The following is a 24,401-nucleotide window of genomic DNA, read 5'->3' on the forward strand; positions in this document are numbered from 1 at the left end:
TCAGGCGACGCGGTAGGTGGCCTGGGCGTCGGCTGTGCCGTCCACCGCCACCCGACCGTCGTGAACCATGTGGATCAGATGCGCCAGCACCGACCGGGCTGCGGCCGGATGCAGGTTCTTCGGCACATCGGCGTACATGGTGGCGACCATTGCCGGAATGGTCCTGGGACCGCCCTTCAGCAGGTCCAGGATCTGGCTTTCGCGCAACTGCCGGTGCGCCCGGTAGGCCCGCACGAAGTCGTGCACGTTCTCGATGGGCGCGCCGTGGGTCGGGTAATAGCGCTGGTCATCGCGCTCCAGCAGCTTGTCGAGGGAGTTGAAGTAGTCGGTCATGTTGCCGTCCGGCGGCGAGACCACGGTCGTGGACCAGCCCATGACGTGATCGCCGGTGAACAGCGCCTTCTCCTCCCGCAGTCCGAAGCAGATGTGATTCGAGGTATGGCCCGGCGTGTGGACCGCCTCCACCGACCAGCCGTCACCTTCAATGACGTCGCCATCCCGAATCACGTGATCCGGCGCGAAGTCATGGTCGCCGCCTTCTTCCACCTTCGGGCCGCCGCGATCGCCGCCGTGCGGGCCGTAGCCCCAGGTCTGCGCCCCGGTCGCGTCCTTGACCAGCCGCGCGGCCGGGCTGTGGTCGATGTGGGTATGGGTGATCAGCTGATGTGTCACCGTTTCCCCCTCCACCGCGCGCAGCACGGCCTCCACATGTCGCTCGTCCAGTGGCCCGGCATCGACGATGGCAACCTTGCCGCGTCCGATGATGTAGGTGCCGGTGCCATGGAATGTGAACCCGCCCGGATTGTTGCAGATCACCCTGCGGACCAGCGGGCTCAGCTCCGCAAGCTCCCCGTATTCGAAGTCCAGTTCCCGGACGAACGGTATTGCATAGGCCAAGTTTGTGTCCTCCCCCTGTCGTTGACGAATTGACAGCCGTCAAACCGCCCCTATCCTACCCGAGCCGTTACGTGGCGAAACCCGCGTAATCGAATTGGGGCGACACAAGGTTCGGGACAGGACCGGTGGCTCTGAAGGTTGGCAATGCCGCCATGTGCGGTTCAGGGGAGGATACGGGGACGTGGATTCCGTCCAGATTTATATTTCGTTGTTCGTCAACGGACTGGCGCTCGGCTGTATCTACGGCCTGATCGCGCTTGGTTTCGTGCTGATCTACAAGGCAACGGAGATGGTGAACTTCGCGCAGGGCGACCTGATGATGGTCGGCGCGTTCATCGCCTTCGGACTGATTGCCGGTTTCGGGCTCAACTTCTGGCTCGGCTTCCTGCTCACAGTCGTGCTCATGATCATCTTCGGCTTCCTGCTGGATGTGGTCGTGATCCGCCGTCTGATCGGCCAACCACAGTTTTCCATCGTCATGGCAACCATCGGCATCGGCTATGTGCTGCGGTTCGTCATGCCCTATGCCTTCAATGTCGAACAGATCGCGTTCCTGACCCCCTTCACCGGCAAGGCCGTGCAGGTGGCGGCGATGACGCTGGATGCGGGCAAGCTGGCGGCGGTGGTGGGGACGCTGGTGCTCTGCGCCGGCCTCTACATGTTCTTCCAGCGCACACGCATCGGTGTGGCCATGCAGGCCGCGTCCCAGAACCAGCTTGCGGCCTACTACATGGGCATTCCGGTGGCTCTGATCTTCTCGCTGATCTGGGGCATCTCCGCCGGTGTCGCTGCCATTACCGGTGTCATGATGATGCCGATCGCGAACGTCATGGACCCGTCCATCGGCTTCATCGCGATCAAGGCCTTCGCCGGTGCGGTCGTGGGTGGTTTCGGCTCCATTCCCGGTGCGCTGGTGGGCGGTATCATCATCGGGCTGGTGGAGCAGTTCTCCGATTATCTGCTCGCCCCCGGCTACAAGGACATCATGGTCTTCTCCGTGCTTCTGGCGGTGATGGTTGTCCGGCCGGAAGGCATTTTCTCCCAGATGGGCAGGAAGAAGGTCTGATCCGATGCGCTTTGTTTTCAAGACACGCTACGAACAGGACCTGCGCCTCTGGCGGCACAATGGGGACCTGATCGGTTACGGCATTTTTCTGGCGGCGCTGCTGGCACTGCCGATCTTCGCAGGCGTCTATTATGTGGGTGAGGCCAATCTCTGGCTGATCTACTCCATCGCGGCCATGGGTCTGATGATCGCCGTCGGTTTCACCGGCATGGCGAGCCTCGGACACTCCGCCTTCCTGGGTATCGGTGCCTATACGCATGCCTACCTGCTGCAGAACGGCGTGCCGTTTCTCGTCTCGCTGCCGCTGGGCGGACTGCTTGCGGGCGCGATCGGTGTCGCCGTGGGCCTGCCCACACTGCGGATGCACGGCATCTATCTGGCCATCGCCACGCTGGCCGTCGCCCTGATCACGCAGGAGGTCATGTCGAAGTGGTCGTCGGTCACCGGCGGCTTTGACGGGCTGCCGGTTGCGGCGCCTGACTTCCTCTCCATCCAGCCGGAGGCGATGTACCAGGGGGAATGGTTCTCGGTCGGCGGCCTGCATGTCGGCTGGGTCGAACTCTGGTCACCGGTCTCGCTCTACTACATCTGCATCGCGGTGCTGGTGCTCGCCGCACTGATCGCGCGGAACCTGCTGCGCAGCCCGACGGGCCGTGCCTTCGTTGCCATCCGGGATTCGGAGATTTCCGCGCAGTCGATGGGCATCCATCTGGCGTACTACAAGACGACGGCGTTCGGTATCAGCGCCTTCGTCACCGGCCTCGCCGGCGGACTGTTCGCGCACCAGATCTCCCATCTGGCACCGGACGCGTTCAACATCTTCATTTCCATCGAACTGCTTCTGATCTGCGTCGTCGGTGGTATCGGCACCATTCAGGGTGCGGTGCTGGGTGCCGCGTTCCTGATCATGCTGCGGTCCTTCATCCCGATCATGCGTGACGAGGTGACGGCCGGTGCGGGCGGGGTCGAGTTCCTCGCCGGCCTGGTGCGCTTCGTCAATTCGCCGGGTCTGGAGGCCGCGATCTTCGGTGCGCTGCTGGTGCTGTTCATCATCTTCGAACCGATGGGCCTCTATGGCCGCTGGCTGAAGGTGAAGACCTATTTCGATCTGTTCCCGCTGTACAAGAAATCGACCTTTGCGCGGCAGAAATCCTATGTGAAGACGGAGCGGCTGCGGTGACCTTCTTCAAGGCGGACAAACTGGCGATCCATTTTGGCGGCGTTAAGGCCGTGGATGGTGTCGATTTCGAGATCGAAGAGGGCGAGATCTTCACGATCATTGGCCCCAACGGTGCGGGCAAGACGACGATCTTCAACCTGATCAGTCGCATCTACGAACCCACCGAAGGCAAGCTGATCTTCAATGACGAGGATATCACCAACACCGCCCCGCATCTGATCGCAGGGCGGGGCATCGCACGCACGTTCCAGAACATCGAACTCTTCGAACAGGCGACCGTGCTGCAGAACCTGCTGATCGGGCGCCATGCCCATCGCAGCGGCACCCTGCTTGCGAACATCTTCTTCCTGCCCTCCACCCGGCGTGCCGAACTGGCGCACCGTGAGGAGGTGGAGAAGGTGATCGAGTTCCTGGACCTCGCCCGGTACCGCGATCAGCGGATCGCCAACCTGCCCTACGGCGTGCGGAAGGTGGTGGAACTGGGGCGCGCCCTCTGTACCGAACCGAAGCTGCTGCTGCTCGATGAGCCCTCGTCGGGCCTGAATGTCGAGGAAACCAGCGACATGGCTTTCTGGATCAAGGATATCCGGGACCTGCTGGGGATCAGCGTGCTGATGGTCGAACATGACATGAGCCTGGTGAACCGGGTCTCCGACCGCGTTCTCGCACTGAACTATGGCCGCGTCCTCACGCTCGGCAGCCCCTCCGAGGTGCAGTCGAACGAAGAGGTCATTCGCGCGTATCTGGGGGGCTGAACGGTGAGTGAACCCATTCTGACAGTTTCCAACGTCGAGACCTACTACGGGCCGATCATGGCCATTCGCGGTGTCAGCATCACGGTCAACGAAGGCGATATCGTCACGGTGCTGGGCTCCAACGGGGCAGGCAAGACCACGATCCTGAAGACGATCTCGGGCGTCATGGATCCGCGCAAGGGCAAGGTGACGTTCGAAGGCGAGGACATCACCTCCCGCGAACCCGACTGGGTGATGCGGCGGGGTATCAGTCACGTGCCGGAAGGGCGGGAGGTCTTTCCGTTCCTGTCGGTGCAGGAAAACCTGCGGATGGGAGCCTTCACCCGCAAGGATGCCAAGGGTGTCGTCGACGACATCGACATGGTCTTCAACTACTTCCCGGTCCTGAAGGAGCGGCGGGAGCAGCCGGCCGGCCAGCTCTCAGGCGGTGAGCAGCAGATGCTGTCGATCAGCCGGGCGCTGATGGCGCGACCGAAGGTGATGCTGCTGGACGAGCCGTCGCTGGGGCTGAGCCCGCGTCTGGTGAAGGAGATCTTCGAGATCATCGTGCGCCTGAACAAGGAGCGCGGCGTGACCATGCTGCTGGTGGAGCAGAATGCCAACATGGCGCTGAAGACCGCTGATTTCGGCTATGTGCTGGAGGTCGGGCGGATCGTCATGGAGGACCCATGCGAGAAGCTGATCCAGCGTGAGGACATCCAGGAATTCTACCTGGGCGTGAAGGACGAAGGCGCACGTGGCGAACGGCGCTGGAAGAAGAAGAAACTCTGGCGATAGGGCGACGGCCCCGGGATTCATTCCCGGCGCAGGTTCGGACCGTATCGTGCAACGGGAGAAGGCGGAGCAGACCATGACCGCAAGGCTGACCGAGACCCGACAGATGGCCGAAGATGGCCGTGAACTGATTCTTGTGGACGATCCCGACGCCACGACAGTGCCGCAGATGTTCTGGCATCGCGTCACGAACTGGTCGAGCAGGATCGCCATGCGCAAGAAGGACCACGGGATCTGGAAGGCGATCACCTGGGCGGAATTCGGCGACAAGGCACGCAATGTCGGCATGGCGCTGGACAAGCATGGCGTTGCCAAGGGCGATGTCGTGGCTGTCCTGTCCAACACGCTGCCGGAATGGATGTTCACCGACATGGGCATTCAGGGCATCGGTGCCGCCTGTGCCGGTATCTATCCGACCGACGCGGCGGCCCAGGTCGAATATCTGGTGAATGACTCCCGGACCGGCGTGATCTTCGTCGAGGATGAGGAACAGCTCGACAAGGTGCTGACCGTGCGCGAACAGTGCCCCAGCCTGAAGCTGATCGTGGTCTTCGACATGGAGGGACTGGCGACCTTCGAGGACGCCATGGTTGTCAGCTTCAGTGATTTTCTGGCCGGCGGTCAGGCGCACAATGATGCGAACCCGGGACGCTGGGAAGAACTGCTGCAGCGGGCCGAGCCGGGTGACATGGCCATTCTGGTCTATACCTCCGGCACCACCGGCCCGCCCAAGGGCGCGATGATCAGCCATGACAACCTGTGCTTCCAGATGGCCAATGGCACCCAGATCCTGCCGCAGGAAACCGGCGGGGAGCGCGTGGCCTTCCTGCCGCTTTGCCACGTGGCGGAGCGCACGCTGACCTATTTCTCACTCTATACCGGCAATATCGCGAACTTCGTCGAGAACCCGGAGACGGTGTTCGAGAACATCCAGGAGATCCAGCCGACCACCTTCTTCGCGGTGCCGCGGATCTGGGAGAAGCTCTATTCGCAGATCAACATTGCCGTCCGTGATGCCACCAAGCTGCAGCAGTTCGCCTACAAGGTCGCGATCGACTGGGGCCTGGCCGTCGCCGACAAGAAGCTGGAGGGGCAGGAGCCGACGTTCCTGGAGAAGCTGAAGTTCAGGATCGGCCTCTTCCTGGTCCTGCGCAATGTCCGCAACGTCCTCGGCCTGTCACGGGTTGACTGGGTCGGCACGGGTGCCGCGCCGATCTCGCCGCAGCTGATCCGCTGGTACATGGCGCTGGGCATCGAAATGCTGGAGCTCTATGGCCAGACGGAGAACACCGGTCTCGCCACCACCAATCTGCCCGGCGACATCAAGCTCGGTACAGTCGGCCGCTGCGCCCGCTACGCCGAATGCAAGCTCTCGCCGGAGGGGGAGATCCTGCTGCGGGGCCGCCATATCTTCATGGGCTACCTGAACCAGCCGGAGAAGTCGGCGGAGACGGTGGTCGACGGCTGGCTGCACACCGGCGACGTCGGTGCCATCGACAACGAGGGCTATGTGAAGATCACCGACCGGATGAAGGACATCATCATCACCGCCGGTGGCAAGAACATCACCCCGTCGGAGATCGAGAACGAGCTGAAGTTCTCGCCCTATGTCTCTGACGCAGTGGTCATCGGTGACCGTCGCAAGTATCTGACGGCGCTGGTCATGATCGATCAGGAGATGGTCGAGAAGTTCGCGCAGGAACGCAACATCGCCTTCACCAGCTTTGCATCGCTGGCACGCGCACCCGAAGTCATCGAACTGGTGTCGGAGGAGATCGAGCGGGTGAACGCAAAGTTCGCCCGGGTCGAGACCATCAAGAAGTTCCGCGTGCTGGACAAGCAGCTTGACCCGGAAGACGACGAGGTCACGCCGACAATGAAGCTGAAGCGGAAGTTCGTCGAGAAGAAGTACGAAAGCCTGATCGACAGCATGTATTCGGAAGCGGCCTGATTGGTGCCACAAATGGGTGAAACGCTTTGTCTGAAACGGAATTCTGATAGACTTGGTGTCACAGAAACGGTCCTGAACCAAACGGGGCCGGAAACAGGGAGGATCGGATGAAAAAGAAGCTTCTTGGCCTGGCTGCAGTGGCCGCCACGGCAACAATGATCGCAAGCGCGGCGCAGGCCGCAGAGCGCGGCGTGACCGATGACGAGATCCTGATCGGCACGCATACGGCGCTTTCGGGCCCGGTTGCGGTCTGGGGTGTGCCATCTGTCGAAGGCATGCGTCAGCGGTTCGACGCGGTGAATGCCGAAGGTGGCATCCACGGTCGCAAGATCCGGCTGGTGATCGAGGACAACGAGTATCAGGTGCCGAAGGCCGTTCAGGCGGGCAACAAGCTGATCAACCGTGACCGCGTCTTCACCATGCTGTCCGCGCTCGGCACCCCGATGAACAACGCTGTGCTGCCGCGTCAGCTTGCTGCGGGCATCCCGAACCTGTTCCCGTTCTCGTCCGCGCGGCAGATGTTCGAGCCGTTCCACAAGCTGAAGTTCGCTGGTGGCTCGACCTACTACGATCAGATCCGTGCGGCTGTGAAGCTGTTCGCGGAAACCCGCGGCAAGACCAAGCCCTGCACGATGTACCAGGATACGGACTTCGGTCGCGAGATCGAATTCGGTGCCAAGGATCAGGCGGAGGCCATGGGCCAGTCGCTGATCGCCGAAACTGCGCACAAGCCGACAGACAAGGATTTCACCGCGTCCGTCACCAAGCTGCGTGAGGCCGGTTGTGACGTTGTCTACATGGGCACCATCGTCTCCGACACGATCATCCCCTACGTGACCGCGCGTTCGATGGGCTGGGATGTCGATTTCGTCGGTTCCATCGCGACCTACAACGGCTACACCGCCGGTGCCAAGGGTGGCGTGACCGAGGGCTTCATGGCGATGACCGGTTTCCAGATGGCCTATGGCGACAACCCGGATCCGCTGGTTCGCAACTGGTACAACTCCTACAAGGAGAAGTTCGGCAAGAACCCGGATTTCCCGGCCCAGCTCGGTTACATCTTTGCTGACATGACCGTTCTCGCGCTGCAGAACGCCGGCAAGGATCTGACAGTCGACTCGATGATCAAGGGCTTCGAGCAGATCAAGGGTTATCGCGACATCTTCGGTGGTCCGGTTCAGAGCTTCGGTCCGGAGAAGCGTCAGGGATCCAACGAATCCTTCCTGTCGCAGGTTCAGGGCGGTCGCTGGGTACGGATTGGCGAGAACATCGCTTACTGATCCACAGTCTGACGACTGTTGACGAAAAGCAGGGGGCGGCCACATGGTCGGCCCCTGTTTTCGTTTCGGTTCCATTCTTGGCAGAGCCGGGACAGCTATCGGGGAGGGCATGATGGCCGCGATTGACGAACTGCACGACGAGACACTGGCACGGATTGCCGATGACACACCGGTTGTCATGGTGAACCTGATGAAGTTCCGGGAGAAATCTCTGGACGGTGATGGCAGTGGCTGGGACGCCTACGTGCGCTATTCGAAGGGCGTGAACCACCTGATCCGGGGCGTCGGCGGCGGCATCATCTGGACTGGCGATGCGAAGGGAGCGTCGTTCGGTCCGGCGCAGTTCGGCGACTGGGACTTCGTGGCCCTGGTCCGCTATCCGTCGAAGGCGGCCTTCCGCAGCTTCATCACGTCGGCGGACTACGAGGCGCAGAACCACCATCGCCTCAACGGTTGCCAAGAGCATGTCATCATTGCCTCCGAACAGGCCTATGGGCGCTTCCGGGAGGACTGATCCGATGGGTACGAATGCGATCCGCCATGTTGACGTTCAGGCCAATGGCCTTCGGTTTCACTGCGCCGAGGCCGGGGATCCGCTGTCCCCCATGATCCTGTTCCTGCATGGCTTTCCCGAGTTCTGGTACGCCTGGCGGAAGCAGCTCGAGACCCTGTCGGACAACTGGTTCTGCGTGGCGCCGGACTGCCGGGGCATCAACCTGACGGAGAAGCCGGAGGATCTGGAGAGCTTCGAGATCGGCAATCTGGTGGACGACGTCGCGGGTATCATCGCGGCCTACGGGCGGGAAAAGGTGATTCTGGTCGGGCATGACTGGGGTGGCTTCATGGCCTGGGAAGTGGCCATCCGCCGTCCCGACCTGATCGACCGTCTGGTGATCATCAACTGTGCCCATCCGGGAATCATGAGCGAGTTGCTGCGCCAGCCCGACAGTGAACAGGTGACGCGCAGCCAGTACATGCTGGCCTTCCGCTCCGAACAGGCCGAGATGCTGGTCAGCCGGGACGATTTCGCGGGTCTGCGCACCAACATTCTCGATCCCGGACTGAAGGCCGGGCACCTGACGGAGGACGATGCGGCGGCCTATCTGGCGCACTGGCAGTTGCCGGGTTCCCTGACCGGTGGTCTGAACTATTACCGCGCCAACAGGTCGGGTCCGCCGAGTGGCGATGATGCGGCGCCTCGGACGGTTGCCGAGACGCAGGTTTCCGTCCCGACGATGGTGCTTTGGGGGGAGGGGGATCCCTATTTCGCGCCGGAAAACCTGGAGCGGATGCAGGAGGCCGGACCGGACATCACCGTGCACCGTTATCCGGAGAACGATCACTGGATCGCGCATCAGATCCCGGACGAGATCTCCGCACGTATCGCTCAGTTCGCGGACAGGGACCTCACCCAGTCCACCACCTGATCGGCCAGCCGCCGTGTCGGTGTCGGGCTGACAATGTCCCCGGCAATGATGTGCTGCAGCTTGTCCTCGGCGTCGGTCACCTGGATCATGGCCTTCGGTGCGCCGCCCCAACGCTGATACGTCGCTTGCACGTGCGGCACGCTGATCACCTGGTCGTCGGGTGAATGGATGAACAGCGCGGGCTGGCTGGTTTCCTCGAGCTTCAGACGTTGCACATGACGGACGGCAGCCGCCATCGGCAACAGCGCTTCGGCCGGATATCCGGTGGTCCAGGCCTGGCTGAACGCGGGATTCTCGCCCTCCCGAATGGGATTGATCCGGCCCATGAACAGCCGCAGCAGTTGCCGCGCCCAGGGGATGGTCAGATAGCGGGTGCCGTTCCGCCGGATCTCGAAGTTGGGTGAGATGAACACGATGGCGTCCATGTCATGACGCATGTCATCGCGCATCGCCGCCCAGGCGGCCAGGGTCGCGCCCGTGGACATGCCGAGCACCAGCACCCGCTCACCCAGCAGCTTCCCCACCTCCAGCGCCTCTGCCATATCGTCCAGCCAGTCGTCGGCGTCCGGCTCCGCCATGGCCGATGCCGTCCTGCCGTGACCGGCGAGACGCGTGAAGTAGAGGTTGGCGTCCAGACCCTCAGCCACGATGTCAGGCAGCGGGCGAAGCTCCTGCTTGCTGGCCGAGAAGCCGTGGATGTTGACCACGGCCCATGGGCGTCTGTCACGGGCTGCCGGATCGCGCCAGACGATCTCCCTGTCCAGTCCCGGGCGGATATCGCTGAACCGGGCTTCCCGGCGCGCCAGGGTCTCCACCGGATCCTGACCCAGTTCCCCCCGCTCATAGCTGACACGATCCCGCACCCGCGCCCGCGGGCCCAGCAGAAACGCCACAATCAGCAGTCCGATGATGATCAGCGCAATGGTCATTTCAGCAGATGTCCAGCATTCTTGCCCCGGGGCATGATCCGATCCGCAGGTCGCGGCGTAGCTTATCAATCATGACCCCACGCCGAAATCCATCTTCATGGCCTGCAACCGCGATCCTGCTCGCGGTTCTTCTCGTCCTGATGACAGTCGACCGTGCTGCCCGTGCGGCGACCGCGCATGGGTCCGCCTTCGACCCCCTGGTCATGTATGGCTCCGATATCCGGTTCAGTGTCTGGCGCAAGGATCGCCAGATCGGTACGCACACCGTGCAGTTCCGGCGCGATGGTGATCTGGTCGACGTCCAGATCGACTTCCGTGCCCGCGTGAAATTCCTCGGGATCACGGCCTATCGCTTCGAATATGGGTCAAGTTCCGTCTGGGATGGGGCCGCGCTGCAGTCGCTGGACGCGTCCGTGAACGATGACGGCACGCAGGCGGAGGTTTCCGCCCGGCGGTTCGGCGGGGAAGTGGTGGTCGATGGATCGGGTGGCCTTCGTCGGGTGGAGGGAGCGCTGTTCCCGTCCAATCACTGGCATCCGGGAATCATCGGCCAGACGCGGGTGCTCAATACGCTGACCGGGCATCTGGCCAGCGTTTCAATCAACGCCAAGGGTCAGGAGCGGGTCGAAACCGCACATGGATATGTCATGGCGGATCGCTATCTCTACACGGGTGACCTGCACGATGTGGACGTCTGGTACGACGCTGCGGGCCGGTGGGTGAAACTGCGGTTCCTGACGAAGGGTGGCGAACGGATCGAGTATCGCTGCGAGAAGTGCAGGGCCGCCGAGGGATTGGCGGAGCGTACAGAATGAGTGGAATAGTCTGGATAACCGGAGCCAGTTCGGGGATTGGCCGCGCTTCGGCGCTGGAGTTCGCGCGGCGCGGCTATCGCGTGGCGGCGACCGCGCGACGCGAGGACGAACTGAACAGGCTGGCGCAAGAGGCGGCGGGCCAGTTGGGCGACATCACGGCCTTCCCCGGTGACATCACCGATGCGGAAGCTATCGCGGCGGTCGTCGCGCGGATCGAGGATGAGCTTGGTCCCATCGGATCGGCTGTCCTGTGTGCCGGCAGCTATACCCCGACGACAGCCCAGACGTTCACGGCGGAGGCGATGCGCGCCACGCTGGACCTGAATGTCGTCGGCGCGTCGCGCTGTCTCGAGCCCCTGCTGCCGCGCATGATCGAGCGCGGGGCCGGTCGCATCTTTGTCGTTTCCTCTGTCGCCGGGTATCGCGGCCTGCCGCGCGCCGCAAGCTATGGCGCTTCGAAGGCGGCGCTGATCAACATGGCAGAGGCCCTGCACTGCGAACTGAAACCGCTGGGCGTCCATATGGGCGTGGTCAATCCGGGGTTCGTGAAGACCCCGCTGACCGACCGCAACGATCACCCGATGCCGTTTCTGATGCCGGTCGAACAGGCGGCGGAGCGGCTGGTCGATGGTGTGATCGGTCGCGGGTTCGAGGTCAGGTTCCCTTTTGTCTTCACGACGATCCTGAAAATGGTGAGGTGTCTGCCCTATGCCCTCTACTTCCCCCTCGTCCGATGGACAACGCGCAGCCGATCCTCTTGAGTACTACGTCGCCTTCTTTGAGGGCATGACGACGGCTGACATTGAGCGGGTGCCGGATGTCTATGCAGCCGATGCCCGCTTCAAGGACCCGTTCAGCGACTTTCGTGGCCATGAGCGTCTGCAGCGCATGTTCACCGCGATGCTGCGCGATGTCCGCGACTACGCCCTGGTGGTCGATGCGCGGTGCCTGGACGGGCAGACAGGATGGCTGCGCTGGACCATGAGCGGTTACGTCAGCGCGTTGGGCAAGGAGAAGTGGATTGTCACCGGCACCAGCGTCGTCGTCTTCGATGCGGACGGTCGTGTGACGGAGCATATCGACTATTGGGATGCGGCCAGCCAGATGTACGAACGACTGCCTGTGCTCGGCTGGATCCTGGGCAAGATCCGGGGGCGCTTCGCTGCCCATTCGGCGGCAGGATAGGCTGATCCTGCCCGGTCGCTTGACCGCACCTTAGGATATTTCAGCCGTGCAGCACTTGCCTGTTGCCTGGGCAAGGCGTATCTCTCCGCCCACTTCCGCATCAGTCGGGTGCGGCAGAATTCTCTGATCGAAAGGACGAGGGAGATGGGCTATCGCGTCGCCGTCGTCGGTGCCACGGGCAATGTGGGCCGCGAAATGTTGAACATTCTGGAGGAACGCATGTTCCCCGCCGATGAGGTGACGGCTGTTGCCAGCCGCCGCTCGCTCGGTACGGAAGTCACGTTCGGCGACAGGACCCTGAAAACGAAAGCCCTCGATGATTTCGATTTCACGGGCTACGACATCGCGCTGTTCTCCGCCGGTGGCGACATTGCCCGGGAGTATGCGCCGAAGGCCGCGGCCCAGGGCTGTGTCGTGATCGACAACAGTTCCGCGTTCCGCATGGATCCGGATGTGCCGCTGGTGGTGCCGGAGGTGAATTCCGACGCCCTGGCCGGGTTTGCCAGGCGCAACATCATCGCCAATCCGAACTGTTCCACGGCGCAGCTTGTGGTGGCGCTGAAGCCGATCCACGACCGCGCCCGCATCCGTCGTGTGGTGGTTTCCACCTATCAGTCGACGTCCGGTGCCGGGCGTGAGGGGATGGACGAGCTGTTCAGCCAGACCAAGGGTATCTTCGTCAACCAGGCGGCGGAGCCGAGCAAGTTCACGAAGCAGATCGCCTTCAACGTCATCCCGCACATCGACGTGTTCCTGGATGGCGGCGACACGAAGGAAGAGTGGAAGATGATGGTCGAGACCAAGAAGATTCTTGACCCGAAGATCCGCCTGACCGCGACCTGCGTGCGGGTGCCGACCTTCGTCGGCCATGCCGAGGCGGTAAATCTGGAACTGGAGGAGCCGCTGTCCGCGGACGAAGCGCGCGATTTGCTGCGCGAGGCCCCGGGCTGCATGGTCATCGATAACCCGGAAGAGGAGCAGTACATCACACCGGTCGAGTGCGTTGGCGATTACGCCACGTTCATCAGCCGGATCCGTGCGGACTCGACCATCGACAATGGCCTGAACCTCTGGGTGGTGTCGGACAACCTGCGCAAGGGTGCCGCACTGAACACGGTCCAGATCGCCGAGACACTGGGCGCCCGCTTCCTGAAGAAGGCTGCCTGACCGGCGTCCTCGCCAGCTCTGGCCGGAACATGAAGCCACCCCGACCCTTCAACAGGTCGGGGTGGCTTTTTCTTTGCCGACCCTGAAGGCCGCGACCGGAACGAAAAACACCATCCCCCAACGCATTGGAGGATGGTGCCTGTTCGACCAGTCGAATGGGCGCGTGAGCGCCCGCTCGCTGTCAGGGTCAGTCGTCGCGGCGCTTGCGTGACCACCAGCCGCGCTTGGCCGGGGCCTTTGGCGCGGCGTCGGCGACCGGCTCCAGTTCGGGTGCCGGTTCTGCCGCCGAAGTGGTCTCCGGCTCTTCCGCAGATGCGGCGACCGGCTCCGGCTCAGCGTCCGATGTCACCTCGGTCTCGACTGCAACCTCGACTTCTGCCTCAGCCTCTGCCGCCGCAGGAGCCTCTACTTCCGTTTCGGTCTCTGTCCCGGCCTCGGCCTCAGCCTCGGGCGCCCGCTCCGGCACGGCATCATCGTCAGCGGGCTGGCCTTCTTCCTCGGCCTGCTCGGCAGAGGCTTCCGGCGCATCGTCATTCGATGCATCGGCGACGTCCCCGGAACCGGACGGTTCGACGGTGTCGTCACTGCCCGCTTCTGCTTCCGCTTCACCGTTGCCGGTCTCATCCGAAGCGTGATCGGGCGATGCCTGGTCGGGCGTCGTGCCGTCAGCAGGCTCGTCGTCGGGGCTGCTCTGTTCGGCAACGATCTCGGCCTGGACCTGGGACGGCGGCACTGCGGCGGCCATCAGGAACGGAGACTGGATACCTTCCTCATTGACCTCGCCATCGCCCAGCGGTGCGACATCGCTGCTGCCGTTCTGCTGATTCGACGACTGGTCGTCGTCCTTCCGGCCACGCCTGCGCCGGCCGCCACGGCGACCGCGACGGCGGCGGTTCTTGCCCTCGCCGTCGTCATCATCGTCGCCACCCGACGCGGCTTCCTCGGACTTGCCGCCATCGGCATCATCACCCTGAGAAGCCTCCTGGCCGCTGCTGTCGCCGTTCGAATCCTGATCGGAGGAGGCACCGCCGCGCCGGCGGCGCCTGCGACGGCTGCGCGGGCGGCCACCATCGTCATCCGACCCCCGCTGCTCGGCCTCGTCTTCGTCATCGTCGCTGTGGGCGTTGGTCTGATCCGCCGCATCCTCATCATCTTCGTGCTCGATCGCCGGAGCAGTGGTCTCCCGCTGCGGGCGCTCGATCTCCTCACTGATCTCGGAGGCGGCGATGCGCTCGATCCGGTGATCCGGGGACACCAGTTCCATGTCTGCGGCGATCTCCACGGCGAAGCCGTAGCGTTCCTCGATCTCAGCCAGGGCACGGCGCTTGTGGTTCACGATGTAGATCGCGACCTCCGCCGGCATGTGGATGCGGATACCGGCTGAACGCTCGCGGATGCCCTCTTCCTCGATGGAGCGCAGCAGGTGCAGCGCCGTCGAATCGATGGAACGGACGACGCCGAGGCCATGGCAATGGCTGCAGGGCATCATGTTGACGTCCTGCACGCCGGGGCGCAGGCGCTGGCGCGACATTTCCAGCAGCCCGAAGTGGCTGATCCGCCCGATCTGGATGCGGGCACGGTCCACGCGCAGGCAGTCCTTCAGCTTGCGCTCGACTGCCCGGTTGTTGCGGGACTCGTCCATGTCGATGAAGTCGATGACCACCAGACCGGCCAGATCGCGCAGCCGCAACTGGCGCGCGACCTCCTCTGCGGCCTCCAGATTGGTCTTGGTCGCCGTTTCCTCGATGGACCGGCCCTTGGTGGACTTGCCCGAGTTCACGTCGATGGCGACCAGCGCCTCCGTCGAGTTGATGACGATATAGCCGCCGGACGGCAGGGTGACCTCATTGCCGTACATGCTGTCGAGCTGCTGTTCCACCTGGTAGCGGTGGAACAGGGGAATGCGGTCGCGATAGGGCTGAACCTTCTTCGCGTGCGACGGCATGATCCGCTTCATGAAGTCCTTGGCGACGCGGTAACCGTCCTCGCCTTCCACCAGGACCTCGTCGATGTCCTTGGAATAGAAGTCGCGGATCGCGCGGGTGATCAGCGATGCTTCCTCATAGACCAGGGTCGGCGCGGTGGACCGCAGGGTCAGGTCGCGGATGTCGTCCCAGAGGCGCAGCAGGAACTCGAAGTCGCGCTTGATCTCGGACTTGGTGCGCTTGGCCCCGGCGGTGCGGACGATGACGCCCGTGCCCTCCGGCACGTCCAGTTCCTTCACGGCGGATTTCAGCTTCTTGCGGTCGGCGACATTGGCGATCTTGCGGCTGATGCCGCCGCCCCGTGCCGTGTTCGGCATCAGCACGCAGTAACGACCGGCGAGCGACAGGTAGGTGGTCAGGGCCGCGCCCTTGTTGCCTCGTTCTTCCTTGACCGCCTGCACCAGCAGGATCTGGCGACGCTTGATGACTTCCTGGATCTTGTAGGGACGGCTGTGCTGTGACGGACGGCGCGGCGCGATGTCCTCCTCCAGCTCATCACCACCAACGTCCTCGACGCCCAGATCCGAGTCCTCGTCGGAGGTCGGGCCGCTGCCACGCCGACGGTTGCGGCCACGACCGCGTCCACGCCGGTTGCGGCCATTGCCGGACGAACGGCTCTCGTCGTCACCGTCCTCGGAGGACTGATCGTCCTCGCCTTCACCCTCTTCCTCGATCTCGGCCTCTTCAGCCTCCGCCACACGGGCGACCTCGCGCTGCTGCTCGGCGATCAGTGCCTCGCGATCCGCGACGGGGATCTGGTAGTAGTCGGGGTGGATTTCGTTGAAGGCCAGGAAGCCGTGGCGGTTGCCGCCGAATTCGACGAAGGCCGCCTGCAGCGAAGGTTCCACACGGGTGACCTTGGCCAGATAGATGTTGCCCTTCAGGGGTTTGCGGCTGTCGACCTCGAAATCAAATTCATCAAGGCGATTGCCCTTCACGATCACAACCCGGGTTTCCTCCGGATGTGCCGCATCGACCAGCATACGAGTGGCCATTAGCCATATCTCCGGGATGGCAGCGGTACCGGCGAGTCAGTGGTACTGGGCCATCCATATGTTATGTCAGGATCTGCAAGGTCGGGCCCAGACATCGAACGGCGCCGAAAAAGGTTAAACCCCTTCGGCTCGCCATGATGCGGTCCGTCAGTCCCTGCCGTCGCCACCCAACGGGTGCGCAGACAAATCCCGAGTTTCAATAATCTCTCCAGATGCCCTGGGCGGCGGTCATCATTTTGGTGACCGGATGGGCTGGGACGATCTGGTCACCGGGTCCCATGTCACCCCCTGACCGTCCTGTCGTCCGGGCGGTCGATTGAACAAGGGAGTGGCCAGAGATACTGACCCGGATTACCTTTCGTCGGAGCTCATCCCTACCGCGCCGCAGGGCCGGTCGGAACCGGACAACACGGCGGCACTGGAAACTCGCATGGCGACACTAGCAAATTGCAGCATGTTGCAGCAAGCATTGTGCACTACCTTACGGAAAGAACCTGGTCGGTGCGCCGCAACCCCTGACGCAAGGCTCCTTTGCCACTGATGAAGATGGGACGAAAGGTGAGCGGAAGCGGCCTTCGGAGGCACTTTCCCGGGTACGCAGGCTTCTGGCCTGTCATGTTGCTGCCGGTGCTGTTCGTGCTGCTTTGCGCGCCGCTGTCCGCAGCATACGCCACCGCCATCACCGCGATTCGCACCGGGGAGAATGCTGCAACCACACGCGTGGTCCTGGATCTGAGTGCAAAGCCGGAGTGGAATCTGTTCCTGCTGGAGGATCCGTTCCGGATTGTTGTCGACCTTGCCGACACGGACTGGGCGCTGGAGGGGCGCCCCGATCCGCCCCGTGGCCTGATCCGCGACCTGCGCTTCGGTCAGTTCCGGGCCAATACGGGCCGGCTGGTGATGGATGCGGACCAGCCAGTGGTTGCACACAGGGTCTTTGCCCTGCCGCCGCAGGCCGGGCAGCAGTGGCGGCTGGTCATCGACCTGCGGGCTGCCGACGGGGCGGCCTTTGCCGCCGCGAAGCAGGAGAGTGCGGCCGCCAAGCCGGTGGCGGAAAAACAGGACGTGGCCTTCTGGCCCAGCGGGGTGCCGCCGCTGCCGCCACGGCGACCCGGCGCCGGTCGTGTGGTCGTCATCGATCCGGGGCATGGTGGCGTTGATCCGGGCGCGATCGGCGCAGGGGGCACGCGGGAGAAGGATATTGTCCTGAGTCTGGGCCTGGCGCTGCGGGATGCCCTGCGCGCCCGAGGCAACTACCGGGTCGTGATGACACGCGACGGGGACAGGTTCGTGCGCCTGGGTGACCGTGTGCGGATTGCACGCCGGGCGAACGCGGACCTGTTCGTTTCGCTGCACGCCGATGCCGCCGCTGGTCGGACGGCACGCGGGGCAGGGGTCTACACGCTTTCCGAGAAATCCTCCGACCGGGAGGCAGCGGCGCTGGCGCGACGAGAGAACCGTTCAGACATCATTGCCGGTGTGGACCTGAGTGACGAGGCGGACGATGTGACCTCGATCCTGATCGACCTGGCCCAGCGCGAGACCATGAATCAGTCCGCGACCCTGGCCCAGACCGTCGTCGTCGAACTGGGGCAACGCATCACAATGCGTTCCAATCCGCACCGTTTCGCCGGGTTCAGGGTGCTGAAGGCACCGGACGTGCCCTCGGTGCTGGTGGAGGTCGGATTCCTGACCAACCGTCAGGAAGAGGCGCAACTGAAATCGTCCCGCACCCGCCAGCGGATCGCCGATGGTCTGGCAGACGCCATCGACGCCTATTTCAGGCGCTAGATCGCCTGATGTTTCACCGGCTGTTCCCATCAGGGATCCGGCCACGGTCCGATTGCCTTCGCAGGGCCATGATTCTGGCCTAGTGTTTGCTGTATCAACCGGATGAAACATCAATCGGGTACCGGACCAAGCTGAGTTCATGCGTATTGTTTGGAAGATCTTTCTCTGGCTGACAGCGCTCGGCGTACTTGGTGCGCTGGCGGTGACTGGCTTCGTTGCCTATGCCTTCTGGCACTTCGGTCGGGAATTGCCGGAGCATGAGAAGCTGGCCGAATATTCGCCCGCTGTCGTCACCCGGGTGCATGCCGGTGACGGTCAGCTGCTGGCTGAATATGCACGCGAACGCAGGCTGTTCGTGCCGATCCAGTCGACGCCGCGCCGCGTCATCAATGCCTTTCTGGCGGCAGAGGACGGTGATTTCTACAATCACATCGGCGTTGATTTTCGCGCCGTGGCCCGGGCCATCGTGCAGAACCTACGCAATCTCGGTACCGGACGCCGTCCCGTCGGTGCCTCCACGATCACGCAGCAGGTGGCCAAGAACTTCCTGCTGACGAACGAGGTCTCCTACGAGCGCAAGATCAAGGAAGCGATCCTGGCGATGCGGATCGAGAAGGCGTTCGACAAGAACCACATTCTGGAACTCTATCTGAACGAGATCTACCTGGGGCAGGGGTCCTATGGCGTTGCCTCTGCGGCGCTGACCTACTTCGACAAGCCGCTGAACGAGCTGACGGTGGCGGAGGCCGCCTTCCTGGCCGCATTGCCCAAGGCCCCCAGCAACTACGACCCCTATCGCCATCACAAGCGCGCCGTTGCCCGTCGGGACTGGGTCATCGGGCGCATGGTGGTGCAGGACATGATCTCCGAAGAGACGGCGCGGGAGGCCCTGGCCGAACCGCTGGAGGCCCGCCGTGGCCGCGACGTGAACTTCGTCAAGGCCGACTGGTTCGCGGAGGAGGTGCGCAGGGAACTGGCCGACCGCTTTGGCGAGGACGGTCTGTATGACGGCGGCCTGTCGGTCCAGACCACCATGGACCCGCGGCTGCAGGAGATCGCCCGTGATGCCCTGCGGGAGGGGTTGATCCTCTATGACCGCCGCCATGGCTATCGTGGCCCGCTGACACAGCTGGAAGCGATGGACAACTGGCCGACCCGGCTGGCGGCTGTCAGTCCCCCTGCGGGGATGCCCGAGGACTGGCAACTTGCCGTCGTGCTGGCGGTCGACCGTGACGGGGCCGAGCTGGGTCTGATCGACAAGACCCGCGTGGACCTGCCGCTTGAACGTCTGAAATGGGCCCGCAAGCCCCTGCGCAACGGCCTGGTCGGCGCCTCGCCGGAGGCCGCAAGCGATGTGCTCGCCGTCCGCGATGTGGTGCTGATCGGGCCGGACACGGAAGATCCGGACAAGCCGCAGATGCGCCAGATGCCGCGCATCGACGGTGGTGTCGTCGCGCTCGACCCGCACACGGGGCGGGTGCTGGCGCTGGTCGGTGGCTTCGCCTATGAGCGCAGCCAGTTCAACCGCGCGACACAGGCCGCGCGCCAGCCCGGTTCCGCCTTCAAGCCCTTCGTCTATGCGGCGGCGCTGGAGCATGGGTTCACCCCGGCATCGCTGGTGCTCGATGCGCCCTTCGTCATCGATCAGGGCGGCGGGCAGGGCAAGTGGAAGCCGTCGAACTATTCCAACCGGTTCTACGGGCCGAGCACATTGCGCCTCGGCATCGAGAAATCGCGCAACCTGATGACCGTCCGGCTGGCGCAGAAGGTCGGGATGGACGTGGTCAGTGACTATTCGGAACGGTTCCGCATCTACGATGACCTGCCCCGGACCCTGGCGAACGCGCTGGGTTCCAGTGAGGTCACGCTGCTGAAGCTCACTGCAGCCTACGGGATGCTGGTCAATGGGGGACGCGGTATCCGGCCCACGATCATCGACCGGGTACAGGATCGCACCGGCCGGACGATCTTCCGGCACGAGACCCGGGACTGCCATACCTGCCTGGTGCGTGAGTGGCAGCACCAGCCCGAGCCCCTGCTGCCCGACGAGAGGCCGCGCGTCGTCGGGGCGGAGACCGCCTATCAGATGGTGTCGATGCTGGAAGGCGTCGTGCGCCGCGGGACCGGCGCCCGCATCGCGCAGGTCGGCAAGCCACTGGCCGGCAAGACCGGCACCTCGAACGAGAGCAGGGATGCCTGGTTCATCGGTTTCTCGCCCGATCTTGCCGTCGGTGTCTTCACGGGCTTCGACAATCCGGAGCCTCTGGGCCGACAGGAAACCGGCTCAAGCGTCGCCGCGCCGATCTTCCAGACGATCATGGCGGAGGCACTGGCCGATCAGCCGGGGCTGCCCTTCCGGGTACCCGAGAATGTCCGCCTGATCCGCATCAATGCGCGGACAGGCGAACCGGCCCGCGTTGGCGATGAACAGATCATCTGGGAAGCCTTCGCGCCGGGAATGGAGCCCAATCCGCGCAACGCGCCTGCGCTGACCGGCGCAACGATCCAGCCCGAAACGGCGACCGACAACATCACGGACGACACGGCGTTGCCGATTCCGGAACGGCGGGCCGTCGGTTCGAAAGCGACCGACGGGGTGTACTGAACGGTCCTGCCCGACTGGCTGCAAGGCTCAGCACGGGCAGACCGGGTCACCTATTCGTCGCGGTAGGACTTCTCGCGACGTTCGTGACGCTCCTGCGCCTCAAGCGACAGGGTGGCGATGGGCCGGGCCTCCAGCCGTTTCAGGCTGATGGGTTCGCCGGTGTCGTCACAATAGCCGTAGGTATCATTCTCGATCCGCAGCAGTGCCGCGTCGATCTTCGAGATCAACTTGCGCTGCCGGTCACGGGTTCTGAGCTCCAGCGACCGGTCGGATTCGGTTGATGCCCGGTCGTTCAGATCGGAGACGGGCTGTGTCTCCGACTGCAGCGTCCGGATTGTTTCCTGAGAGTCCTTCAGGATGTCTTCCCGCCAGCGAAGGAGCTTCTTGCGGAAGTACTCCTTCTGAACCGGATTCATGAACGGTTCCTGCGGGCTCGGTCGGTAATTGTCGGGTATCTGGATCCCCATGTCCGTCCTCAACTGCTGAACTGGCCGAAGCGGGCGCAATATAGGGGGCAGTGACATTCGGCCACAAGCCCCTTTTCATATGTCAGTCAGATGACAGGGATTTCGGGCAACAAGCTGATCTAGCGGCGCAATTTCGCGAGCTCGACGGCAACGCGCAAATCGATCGCGTCCAGCATTTCTGCGGCCTGGGGGTCATTCTCCTGCTCGCGATGGCTGGCGAGCTGTTCGGACAGGCGGTTCAGCACGCCCGATGACAGACGCCCCTCCAGCAGTCCGAGACGCAGCTCGTCCAGCCGATCCAGCATGTCGCCGGCGCGATTCGCATTGTGCTGACGCCGCCGATCAGGGGCGTCGTCGACCTGTGCCATGACCACGGCCCCGGGCGCGGTGGCGCCGGACAGGCCGGTCATGGCCGCCGTCTCCGAACTGCCACCGGCAGTCTGCGGTACCTGAAAGGTTTCCGTGCCTGTCGATCCCCGACGCGGTGCGCGCGCGACCGATGAGGGGCCTGCGGGGCTCTTGCGCTCGATCTTCATGGCTTGGTCCTGATCCGGTTCATGCACTGCACTCTGCGCGCTCAGGGTAAACAAAGTCTTGCGACCGGTAATTGCTGCCCACCTGACCCGGCAGATTTGGCCTGCAGGCACGGTCTTCCCAGTCCAAGTCACTGAAAACAAACACATCGGAACTGGCATGATGCTCGCTTTCAGGGACCCACCTGCAGAATGTGAGGAATGAAACAGATGCCCCTTCGACACACGATCCTGCGCCTGCTGATCCTGGTGATCGCCGCAAGTGTCCTGATGGTTCCGGCCAATGCCGCCAATGTGCGGCTGAAGGATGTCGTGGAGTTCGAGGGGATTCGCGACAACCCGCTGGTCGGCTACGGCCTTGTCGTCGGTCTGCAGGGCACGGGCGACACCCTGGGCAACTCTCCGTTCACGCAGCAGAGCCTGGAGGCCATGCTGGAACGGCTGGGCGTCAATACCCGGGACCAGAACATCAATACGGAGAATGTCGCGGCGGTCATGGTCACTGCCGACCTGCCCGCCTTCGCCCGCCAGGGCTCCCGCATCGATGTCGTGGTCAACTCGCTGGGTGATGCGGAAAGCCTGCTCGGTGGCACGCTGCTGGTGACGCCGCTGCTCGGTGCGGACGGCGAAGTCTATGCGGTCTCCCAGGGGCCGATCGTGGTGGGCGGCTTCACGGCGACGGGCAACGCCCAGACCATCACCAAGAACATCCCCACCGTCGGGCGCATCTCCAGCGGCGGCATCGTGGAGCGCGAGACCGGTTTCGAACTGGTGCAGATGAAGCAGATGCGTCTCAGCCTGCGGAACCCCGACCTGACGACCGCACTGCGCATCGAGAAGGCGATCAACGCCCAGCTTGGCCGGACCCAGGCGAAGGCCATCGACCCGACGACCATTGTTCTGGGCATCCGTCAGGAGCAGCGCGCCAACATGGTTGGCCTGCTGGCGGAGATCGAACAGGTGCGCATCGAGACCGATACCACTGCCAAGATCGTCATCGACGAGAAGGCCGGGGTGATCGTCATGGGCAAGGATGTGCGTGTCGATGAAGTGGCCATCGCCCAGGGCAACCTGACCGTCTCCGTGACCGAGGCGCCGCAGGTCAGCCAGCCGAACGCCTTCTCCACCCAGGGCGAGACGGAGACCGTGGACCGTACCTCCATCACCATCGACGAAGGCGAGGACTCCAAGCTGACCGTGCTGAACCCGGGCGTCAGCCTGCAGGAACTGGTGGATGGGCTGAATGCGCTGGGCATTGGCCCGCGCGACATGATCTCCATCCTGCAGACCATCAAGACCGCAGGCGCCCTGCAGGCCGAAATCGAGGTGATGTGATGGATCCGATCAGTAGTATCCAGCCGACGACAGGCCCGAAGCTTCAGACACATGGCGAGATGCAGGCCCACCGGCAGGCGCAGGCGCGCGAGACCGCCGAGACGTTCGAGGCCATGTTCCTCTCCACCATGCTTTCCAGCATGAAGATGGGTATCGATCCGGACAGCGTCATGGGCGGTGGCCACGGCGAAGCAGCCTACCAATCCATGGTCGCCGAACAGTACGGCAAGGCCATGACGGAGATGGGCGGCATCGGCATCGCAGACGCCATCTACAAGGAAATCCTGAAAGCGCAGGAGGCAGGATGATGCAGGAACGCAAGCGACTGAAGGACCCCCGGCTCTCCGCCCTGTTCAATACGGCATCGGAACTGATCGAACTGATCGACAGGGAGAACGGGTTCCTGGACGCCCGGCATCCCGAACGCCTGTCGGAGACCGAAGCCCGCAAGGAAGGTCTGGTGAGTGACTATCGCATCAAGGTGACGGCGCTGAAGCAGGCGCGGGCCGCGGGCGAACAGCTCTCGCCCCAGGACAGGGAGGCGCTGCAGGATGTCGGCAAGCGCCTCGAGAGGTCGATGGCCGGGCATGCGCGGCGTGTCGTGCGGCTGAAGTCGATCACGGAGGGACTGGTGCAGTCGATCTCCGAACAGGCCAACCGGGGCCAGAAACAGGTGGACGGCTATGGCGCGAGCGGGCGCGGTGCCACCGTCACCATGGCGCGCAATGCCTACCAGCGCCCGACCGCGCTGAGCGTGAACCGCACCATCTGAGGCGACGCCAGCCGGTCACTCGATCAGGGTGATGCGGTACCGCACATTGTCGTCGGCCGGCAGATAGCTGTCATAGAGCCTTCGTGCCCGGTGGTTGTCGGCGTTGGTATGCCAGTAGAAGCGTGACCAGCCGCGTTCGCGCGCGAGGTCGAGGCAGCCGTCGAGCAGCTTTCTCCCCAGACCGCCGCCACGCTGCCCATCCTCGACATAGAGATCTTCCAGATAGCAGATCGGGCTGCGGGTCCAGGTGCCCTCATGCGGGACCAGCATGGCGAATCCGCGAACGGTTTCATCCTGTGTGATGACGAGGGCCGTCAGAGGCGAATCCGGGTCGAACAGGCGCGACCAGGTGTGATCCGTGATCGCCGGATCCAGTTCCGTTTCATAGAACGCCAGATAACCCGCCCAGAGCGCGCGCCAGGCAGTCTCGTCCTCTCGTCTTATGGCCCGAACCTCTGACATGGGACTGCCCTCCACCTTCCGGAAAAAGGG

General features: G+C 63.5%; 23 protein-coding genes. 17 read left to right on the forward strand and 6 right to left on the reverse strand.

Going from position 1 to position 24,401, the window contains the following annotated elements:
* Complete coding sequence (locus tag QGV55_RS05815; RefSeq protein WP_281017798.1) at positions 1-897, reverse strand: MBL fold metallo-hydrolase; 897 nt, start codon at positions 895-897, stop codon at positions 1-3.
* Positions 898-1,078: 181 nt separating this feature from the next.
* Here QGV55_RS05815 and QGV55_RS05820 point away from each other — a divergent pair, with 181 nt between their 5' ends.
* The 8 genes from QGV55_RS05820 (at position 1,079) to QGV55_RS05855 (ending at position 9,330) form a co-directional block, all read left to right on the forward strand.
* On the forward strand, positions 1,079-1,963 hold the full coding sequence (locus tag QGV55_RS05820) for a branched-chain amino acid ABC transporter permease (RefSeq protein WP_281017797.1): 885 nt from the start codon (positions 1,079-1,081) through the stop codon (positions 1,961-1,963).
* A gap of 4 nt (positions 1,964-1,967) precedes the next feature.
* Complete coding sequence (locus QGV55_RS05825; protein ID WP_281017796.1) at positions 1,968-3,143, forward strand: branched-chain amino acid ABC transporter permease; 1,176 nt, start codon at positions 1,968-1,970, stop codon at positions 3,141-3,143.
* On the forward strand, positions 3,140-3,898 hold the full coding sequence (locus QGV55_RS05830) for an ABC transporter ATP-binding protein (protein WP_281017795.1): 759 nt from the start codon (positions 3,140-3,142) through the stop codon (positions 3,896-3,898). The genes QGV55_RS05825 and QGV55_RS05830 overlap by 4 nt, the downstream gene beginning before the upstream one ends.
* 3 nt (positions 3,899-3,901) lie before the next feature.
* Complete coding sequence (locus QGV55_RS05835) at positions 3,902-4,675, forward strand: ABC transporter ATP-binding protein (RefSeq protein ID WP_281017794.1); 774 nt, start codon at positions 3,902-3,904, stop codon at positions 4,673-4,675.
* 73 nt (positions 4,676-4,748) lie between these two features.
* Complete coding sequence (locus tag QGV55_RS05840; protein ID WP_281017793.1) at positions 4,749-6,623, forward strand: AMP-dependent synthetase/ligase; 1,875 nt, start codon at positions 4,749-4,751, stop codon at positions 6,621-6,623.
* Between the two features lie 107 nt (positions 6,624-6,730).
* Entirely contained in the window at positions 6,731-7,903 is a 1,173-nt protein-coding gene (locus tag QGV55_RS05845; RefSeq protein WP_281017792.1) for an ABC transporter substrate-binding protein, read from the forward strand.
* A gap of 112 nt (positions 7,904-8,015) precedes the next feature.
* Positions 8,016-8,417 (forward strand): DUF1330 domain-containing protein, encoded by a 402-nt coding sequence (locus QGV55_RS05850; protein ID WP_281017791.1) that lies wholly within the window; start codon positions 8,016-8,018, stop codon positions 8,415-8,417.
* Between the two features lie 4 nt (positions 8,418-8,421).
* Positions 8,422-9,330, forward strand: a complete 909-nt coding sequence (locus tag QGV55_RS05855) for an alpha/beta hydrolase (protein WP_281017790.1) — start codon at positions 8,422-8,424, stop codon at positions 9,328-9,330.
* Here QGV55_RS05855 and QGV55_RS05860 read toward each other — a convergent pair.
* Complete coding sequence (locus tag QGV55_RS05860; protein ID WP_281017789.1) at positions 9,291-10,259, reverse strand: alpha/beta fold hydrolase; 969 nt, start codon at positions 10,257-10,259, stop codon at positions 9,291-9,293. The genes QGV55_RS05855 and QGV55_RS05860 overlap by 40 nt on opposite strands.
* Positions 10,260-10,399: 140 nt before the next feature.
* On the opposite strand from QGV55_RS05860, the gene QGV55_RS05865 reads away from it, so the two are divergent.
* The 4 genes from QGV55_RS05865 (at position 10,400) to QGV55_RS05880 (ending at position 13,426) form a co-directional block, all read left to right on the forward strand.
* Entirely contained in the window at positions 10,400-11,074 is a 675-nt protein-coding gene (locus QGV55_RS05865; RefSeq protein WP_348637629.1) for a DUF6134 family protein, read from the forward strand.
* Complete coding sequence (locus tag QGV55_RS05870) at positions 11,071-11,835, forward strand: SDR family NAD(P)-dependent oxidoreductase (protein ID WP_281017787.1); 765 nt, start codon at positions 11,071-11,073, stop codon at positions 11,833-11,835. The genes QGV55_RS05865 and QGV55_RS05870 overlap by 4 nt, the downstream gene beginning before the upstream one ends.
* Complete coding sequence (locus tag QGV55_RS05875) at positions 11,783-12,259, forward strand: nuclear transport factor 2 family protein (protein ID WP_281017786.1); 477 nt, start codon at positions 11,783-11,785, stop codon at positions 12,257-12,259. The genes QGV55_RS05870 and QGV55_RS05875 overlap by 53 nt, the downstream gene beginning before the upstream one ends.
* A gap of 144 nt (positions 12,260-12,403) precedes the next feature.
* Entirely contained in the window at positions 12,404-13,426 is a 1,023-nt protein-coding gene (locus QGV55_RS05880) for an aspartate-semialdehyde dehydrogenase (RefSeq protein ID WP_281017785.1), read from the forward strand.
* Positions 13,427-13,613: 187 nt separating this feature from the next.
* On the opposite strand, the gene QGV55_RS05885 is transcribed toward QGV55_RS05880, so the two are convergent.
* A complete protein-coding gene (locus QGV55_RS05885) occupies positions 13,614-16,406 on the reverse strand; it encodes a ribonuclease E/G (RefSeq protein WP_281017784.1) in 2,793 nt (930 codons plus the stop codon).
* Positions 16,407-17,021: 615 nt separating this feature from the next.
* On the opposite strand from QGV55_RS05885, the gene QGV55_RS05890 reads away from it, so the two are divergent.
* A complete protein-coding gene (locus QGV55_RS05890) occupies positions 17,022-18,197 on the forward strand; it encodes an N-acetylmuramoyl-L-alanine amidase (RefSeq protein ID WP_281017783.1) in 1,176 nt (391 codons plus the stop codon).
* Positions 18,198-18,336: 139 nt separating this feature from the next.
* Positions 18,337-20,802, forward strand: coding sequence for a penicillin-binding protein 1A (locus QGV55_RS05895; RefSeq protein WP_281017782.1), 2,466 nt, complete (start codon positions 18,337-18,339; stop codon positions 20,800-20,802).
* A gap of 50 nt (positions 20,803-20,852) precedes the next feature.
* Here the strand turns inward: QGV55_RS05895 and dksA are convergent, their stop codons facing one another.
* A complete protein-coding gene (gene dksA / locus QGV55_RS05900) occupies positions 20,853-21,269 on the reverse strand; it encodes an RNA polymerase-binding protein DksA (protein ID WP_348637628.1) in 417 nt (138 codons plus the stop codon).
* Positions 21,270-21,388: 119 nt separating this feature from the next.
* Positions 21,389-21,805 carry a flagellar assembly protein FliX gene (locus QGV55_RS05905; RefSeq protein ID WP_281017780.1) on the reverse strand — a complete coding sequence of 139 codons (417 nt, stop codon included), beginning with the start codon at positions 21,803-21,805 and terminating at the stop codon, positions 21,389-21,391.
* 207 nt (positions 21,806-22,012) lie between these two features.
* On the opposite strand from QGV55_RS05905, the gene QGV55_RS05910 reads away from it, so the two are divergent.
* Genes QGV55_RS05910 through QGV55_RS05920 form a run of 3 tightly spaced genes read left to right on the forward strand, consistent with a single transcriptional unit; the run spans position 22,013 to position 23,909 of the window.
* Positions 22,013-23,137, forward strand: coding sequence for a flagellar basal body P-ring protein FlgI (locus QGV55_RS05910; RefSeq protein WP_281017779.1), 1,125 nt, complete (start codon positions 22,013-22,015; stop codon positions 23,135-23,137).
* Entirely contained in the window at positions 23,137-23,445 is a 309-nt protein-coding gene (locus QGV55_RS05915; RefSeq protein WP_281017778.1) for a rod-binding protein, read from the forward strand. Before QGV55_RS05910 ends, QGV55_RS05915 begins: the two co-directional genes overlap by 1 nt.
* Positions 23,445-23,909, forward strand: a complete 465-nt coding sequence (locus QGV55_RS05920) for a hypothetical protein (RefSeq protein ID WP_281017777.1) — start codon at positions 23,445-23,447, stop codon at positions 23,907-23,909. Before QGV55_RS05915 ends, QGV55_RS05920 begins: the two co-directional genes overlap by 1 nt.
* Positions 23,910-23,924: 15 nt before the next feature.
* Here the strand turns inward: QGV55_RS05920 and QGV55_RS05925 are convergent, their stop codons facing one another.
* Positions 23,925-24,371 carry a GNAT family N-acetyltransferase gene (locus QGV55_RS05925; protein WP_281017776.1) on the reverse strand — a complete coding sequence of 149 codons (447 nt, stop codon included), beginning with the start codon at positions 24,369-24,371 and terminating at the stop codon, positions 23,925-23,927.
* Positions 24,372-24,401: the final 30 nt, after the last annotated feature.

This window comes from Minwuia sp. IMCC3009 (assembly GCF_029909415.1).
In the GTDB taxonomy this organism is placed as follows: domain Bacteria; phylum Pseudomonadota; class Alphaproteobacteria; order Minwuiales; family Minwuiaceae; genus Minwuia.

Excerpts from the sequence above, each read along its gene's own strand:
- QGV55_RS05825 (WP_281017796.1), top strand. The coding sequence starts at position 1,968 with ATGCGCTTTGTTTTCAAGACACGCTACGAACAGGACCTGCGCCTCTGG.
- QGV55_RS05840 (WP_281017793.1), top strand. The coding sequence starts at position 4,749 with ATGACCGCAAGGCTGACCGAGACCCGACAGATGGCCGAAGATGGCCGT.
- QGV55_RS05845 (WP_281017792.1), top strand. The coding sequence starts at position 6,731 with ATGAAAAAGAAGCTTCTTGGCCTGGCTGCAGTGGCCGCCACGGCAACA.
- QGV55_RS05850 (WP_281017791.1), top strand. The coding sequence starts at position 8,016 with ATGGCCGCGATTGACGAACTGCACGACGAGACACTGGCACGGATTGCC.
- QGV55_RS05855 (WP_281017790.1), top strand. The coding sequence starts at position 8,422 with ATGGGTACGAATGCGATCCGCCATGTTGACGTTCAGGCCAATGGCCTT.
- QGV55_RS05860 (WP_281017789.1), bottom strand. The coding sequence starts at position 10,259 with ATGACCATTGCGCTGATCATCATCGGACTGCTGATTGTGGCGTTTCTG.
- QGV55_RS05865 (WP_348637629.1), top strand. The coding sequence starts at position 10,400 with ATGACAGTCGACCGTGCTGCCCGTGCGGCGACCGCGCATGGGTCCGCC.
- QGV55_RS05870 (WP_281017787.1), top strand. The coding sequence starts at position 11,071 with ATGAGTGGAATAGTCTGGATAACCGGAGCCAGTTCGGGGATTGGCCGC.
- QGV55_RS05875 (WP_281017786.1), top strand. The coding sequence starts at position 11,783 with ATGCCCTCTACTTCCCCCTCGTCCGATGGACAACGCGCAGCCGATCCT.
- QGV55_RS05880 (WP_281017785.1), top strand. The coding sequence starts at position 12,404 with ATGGGCTATCGCGTCGCCGTCGTCGGTGCCACGGGCAATGTGGGCCGC.
- QGV55_RS05885 (WP_281017784.1), bottom strand. The coding sequence starts at position 16,406 with ATGGCCACTCGTATGCTGGTCGATGCGGCACATCCGGAGGAAACCCGG.
- QGV55_RS05890 (WP_281017783.1), top strand. The coding sequence starts at position 17,022 with ATGTTGCTGCCGGTGCTGTTCGTGCTGCTTTGCGCGCCGCTGTCCGCA.
- QGV55_RS05895 (WP_281017782.1), top strand. The coding sequence starts at position 18,337 with ATGCGTATTGTTTGGAAGATCTTTCTCTGGCTGACAGCGCTCGGCGTA.
- dksA (WP_348637628.1), bottom strand. The coding sequence starts at position 21,269 with ATGGGGATCCAGATACCCGACAATTACCGACCGAGCCCGCAGGAACCG.
- QGV55_RS05905 (WP_281017780.1), bottom strand. The coding sequence starts at position 21,805 with ATGAAGATCGAGCGCAAGAGCCCCGCAGGCCCCTCATCGGTCGCGCGC.
- QGV55_RS05910 (WP_281017779.1), top strand. The coding sequence starts at position 22,013 with ATGCCCCTTCGACACACGATCCTGCGCCTGCTGATCCTGGTGATCGCC.
- QGV55_RS05915 (WP_281017778.1), top strand. The coding sequence starts at position 23,137 with ATGGATCCGATCAGTAGTATCCAGCCGACGACAGGCCCGAAGCTTCAG.
- QGV55_RS05920 (WP_281017777.1), top strand. The coding sequence starts at position 23,445 with ATGCAGGAACGCAAGCGACTGAAGGACCCCCGGCTCTCCGCCCTGTTC.
- QGV55_RS05925 (WP_281017776.1), bottom strand. The coding sequence starts at position 24,371 with ATGTCAGAGGTTCGGGCCATAAGACGAGAGGACGAGACTGCCTGGCGC.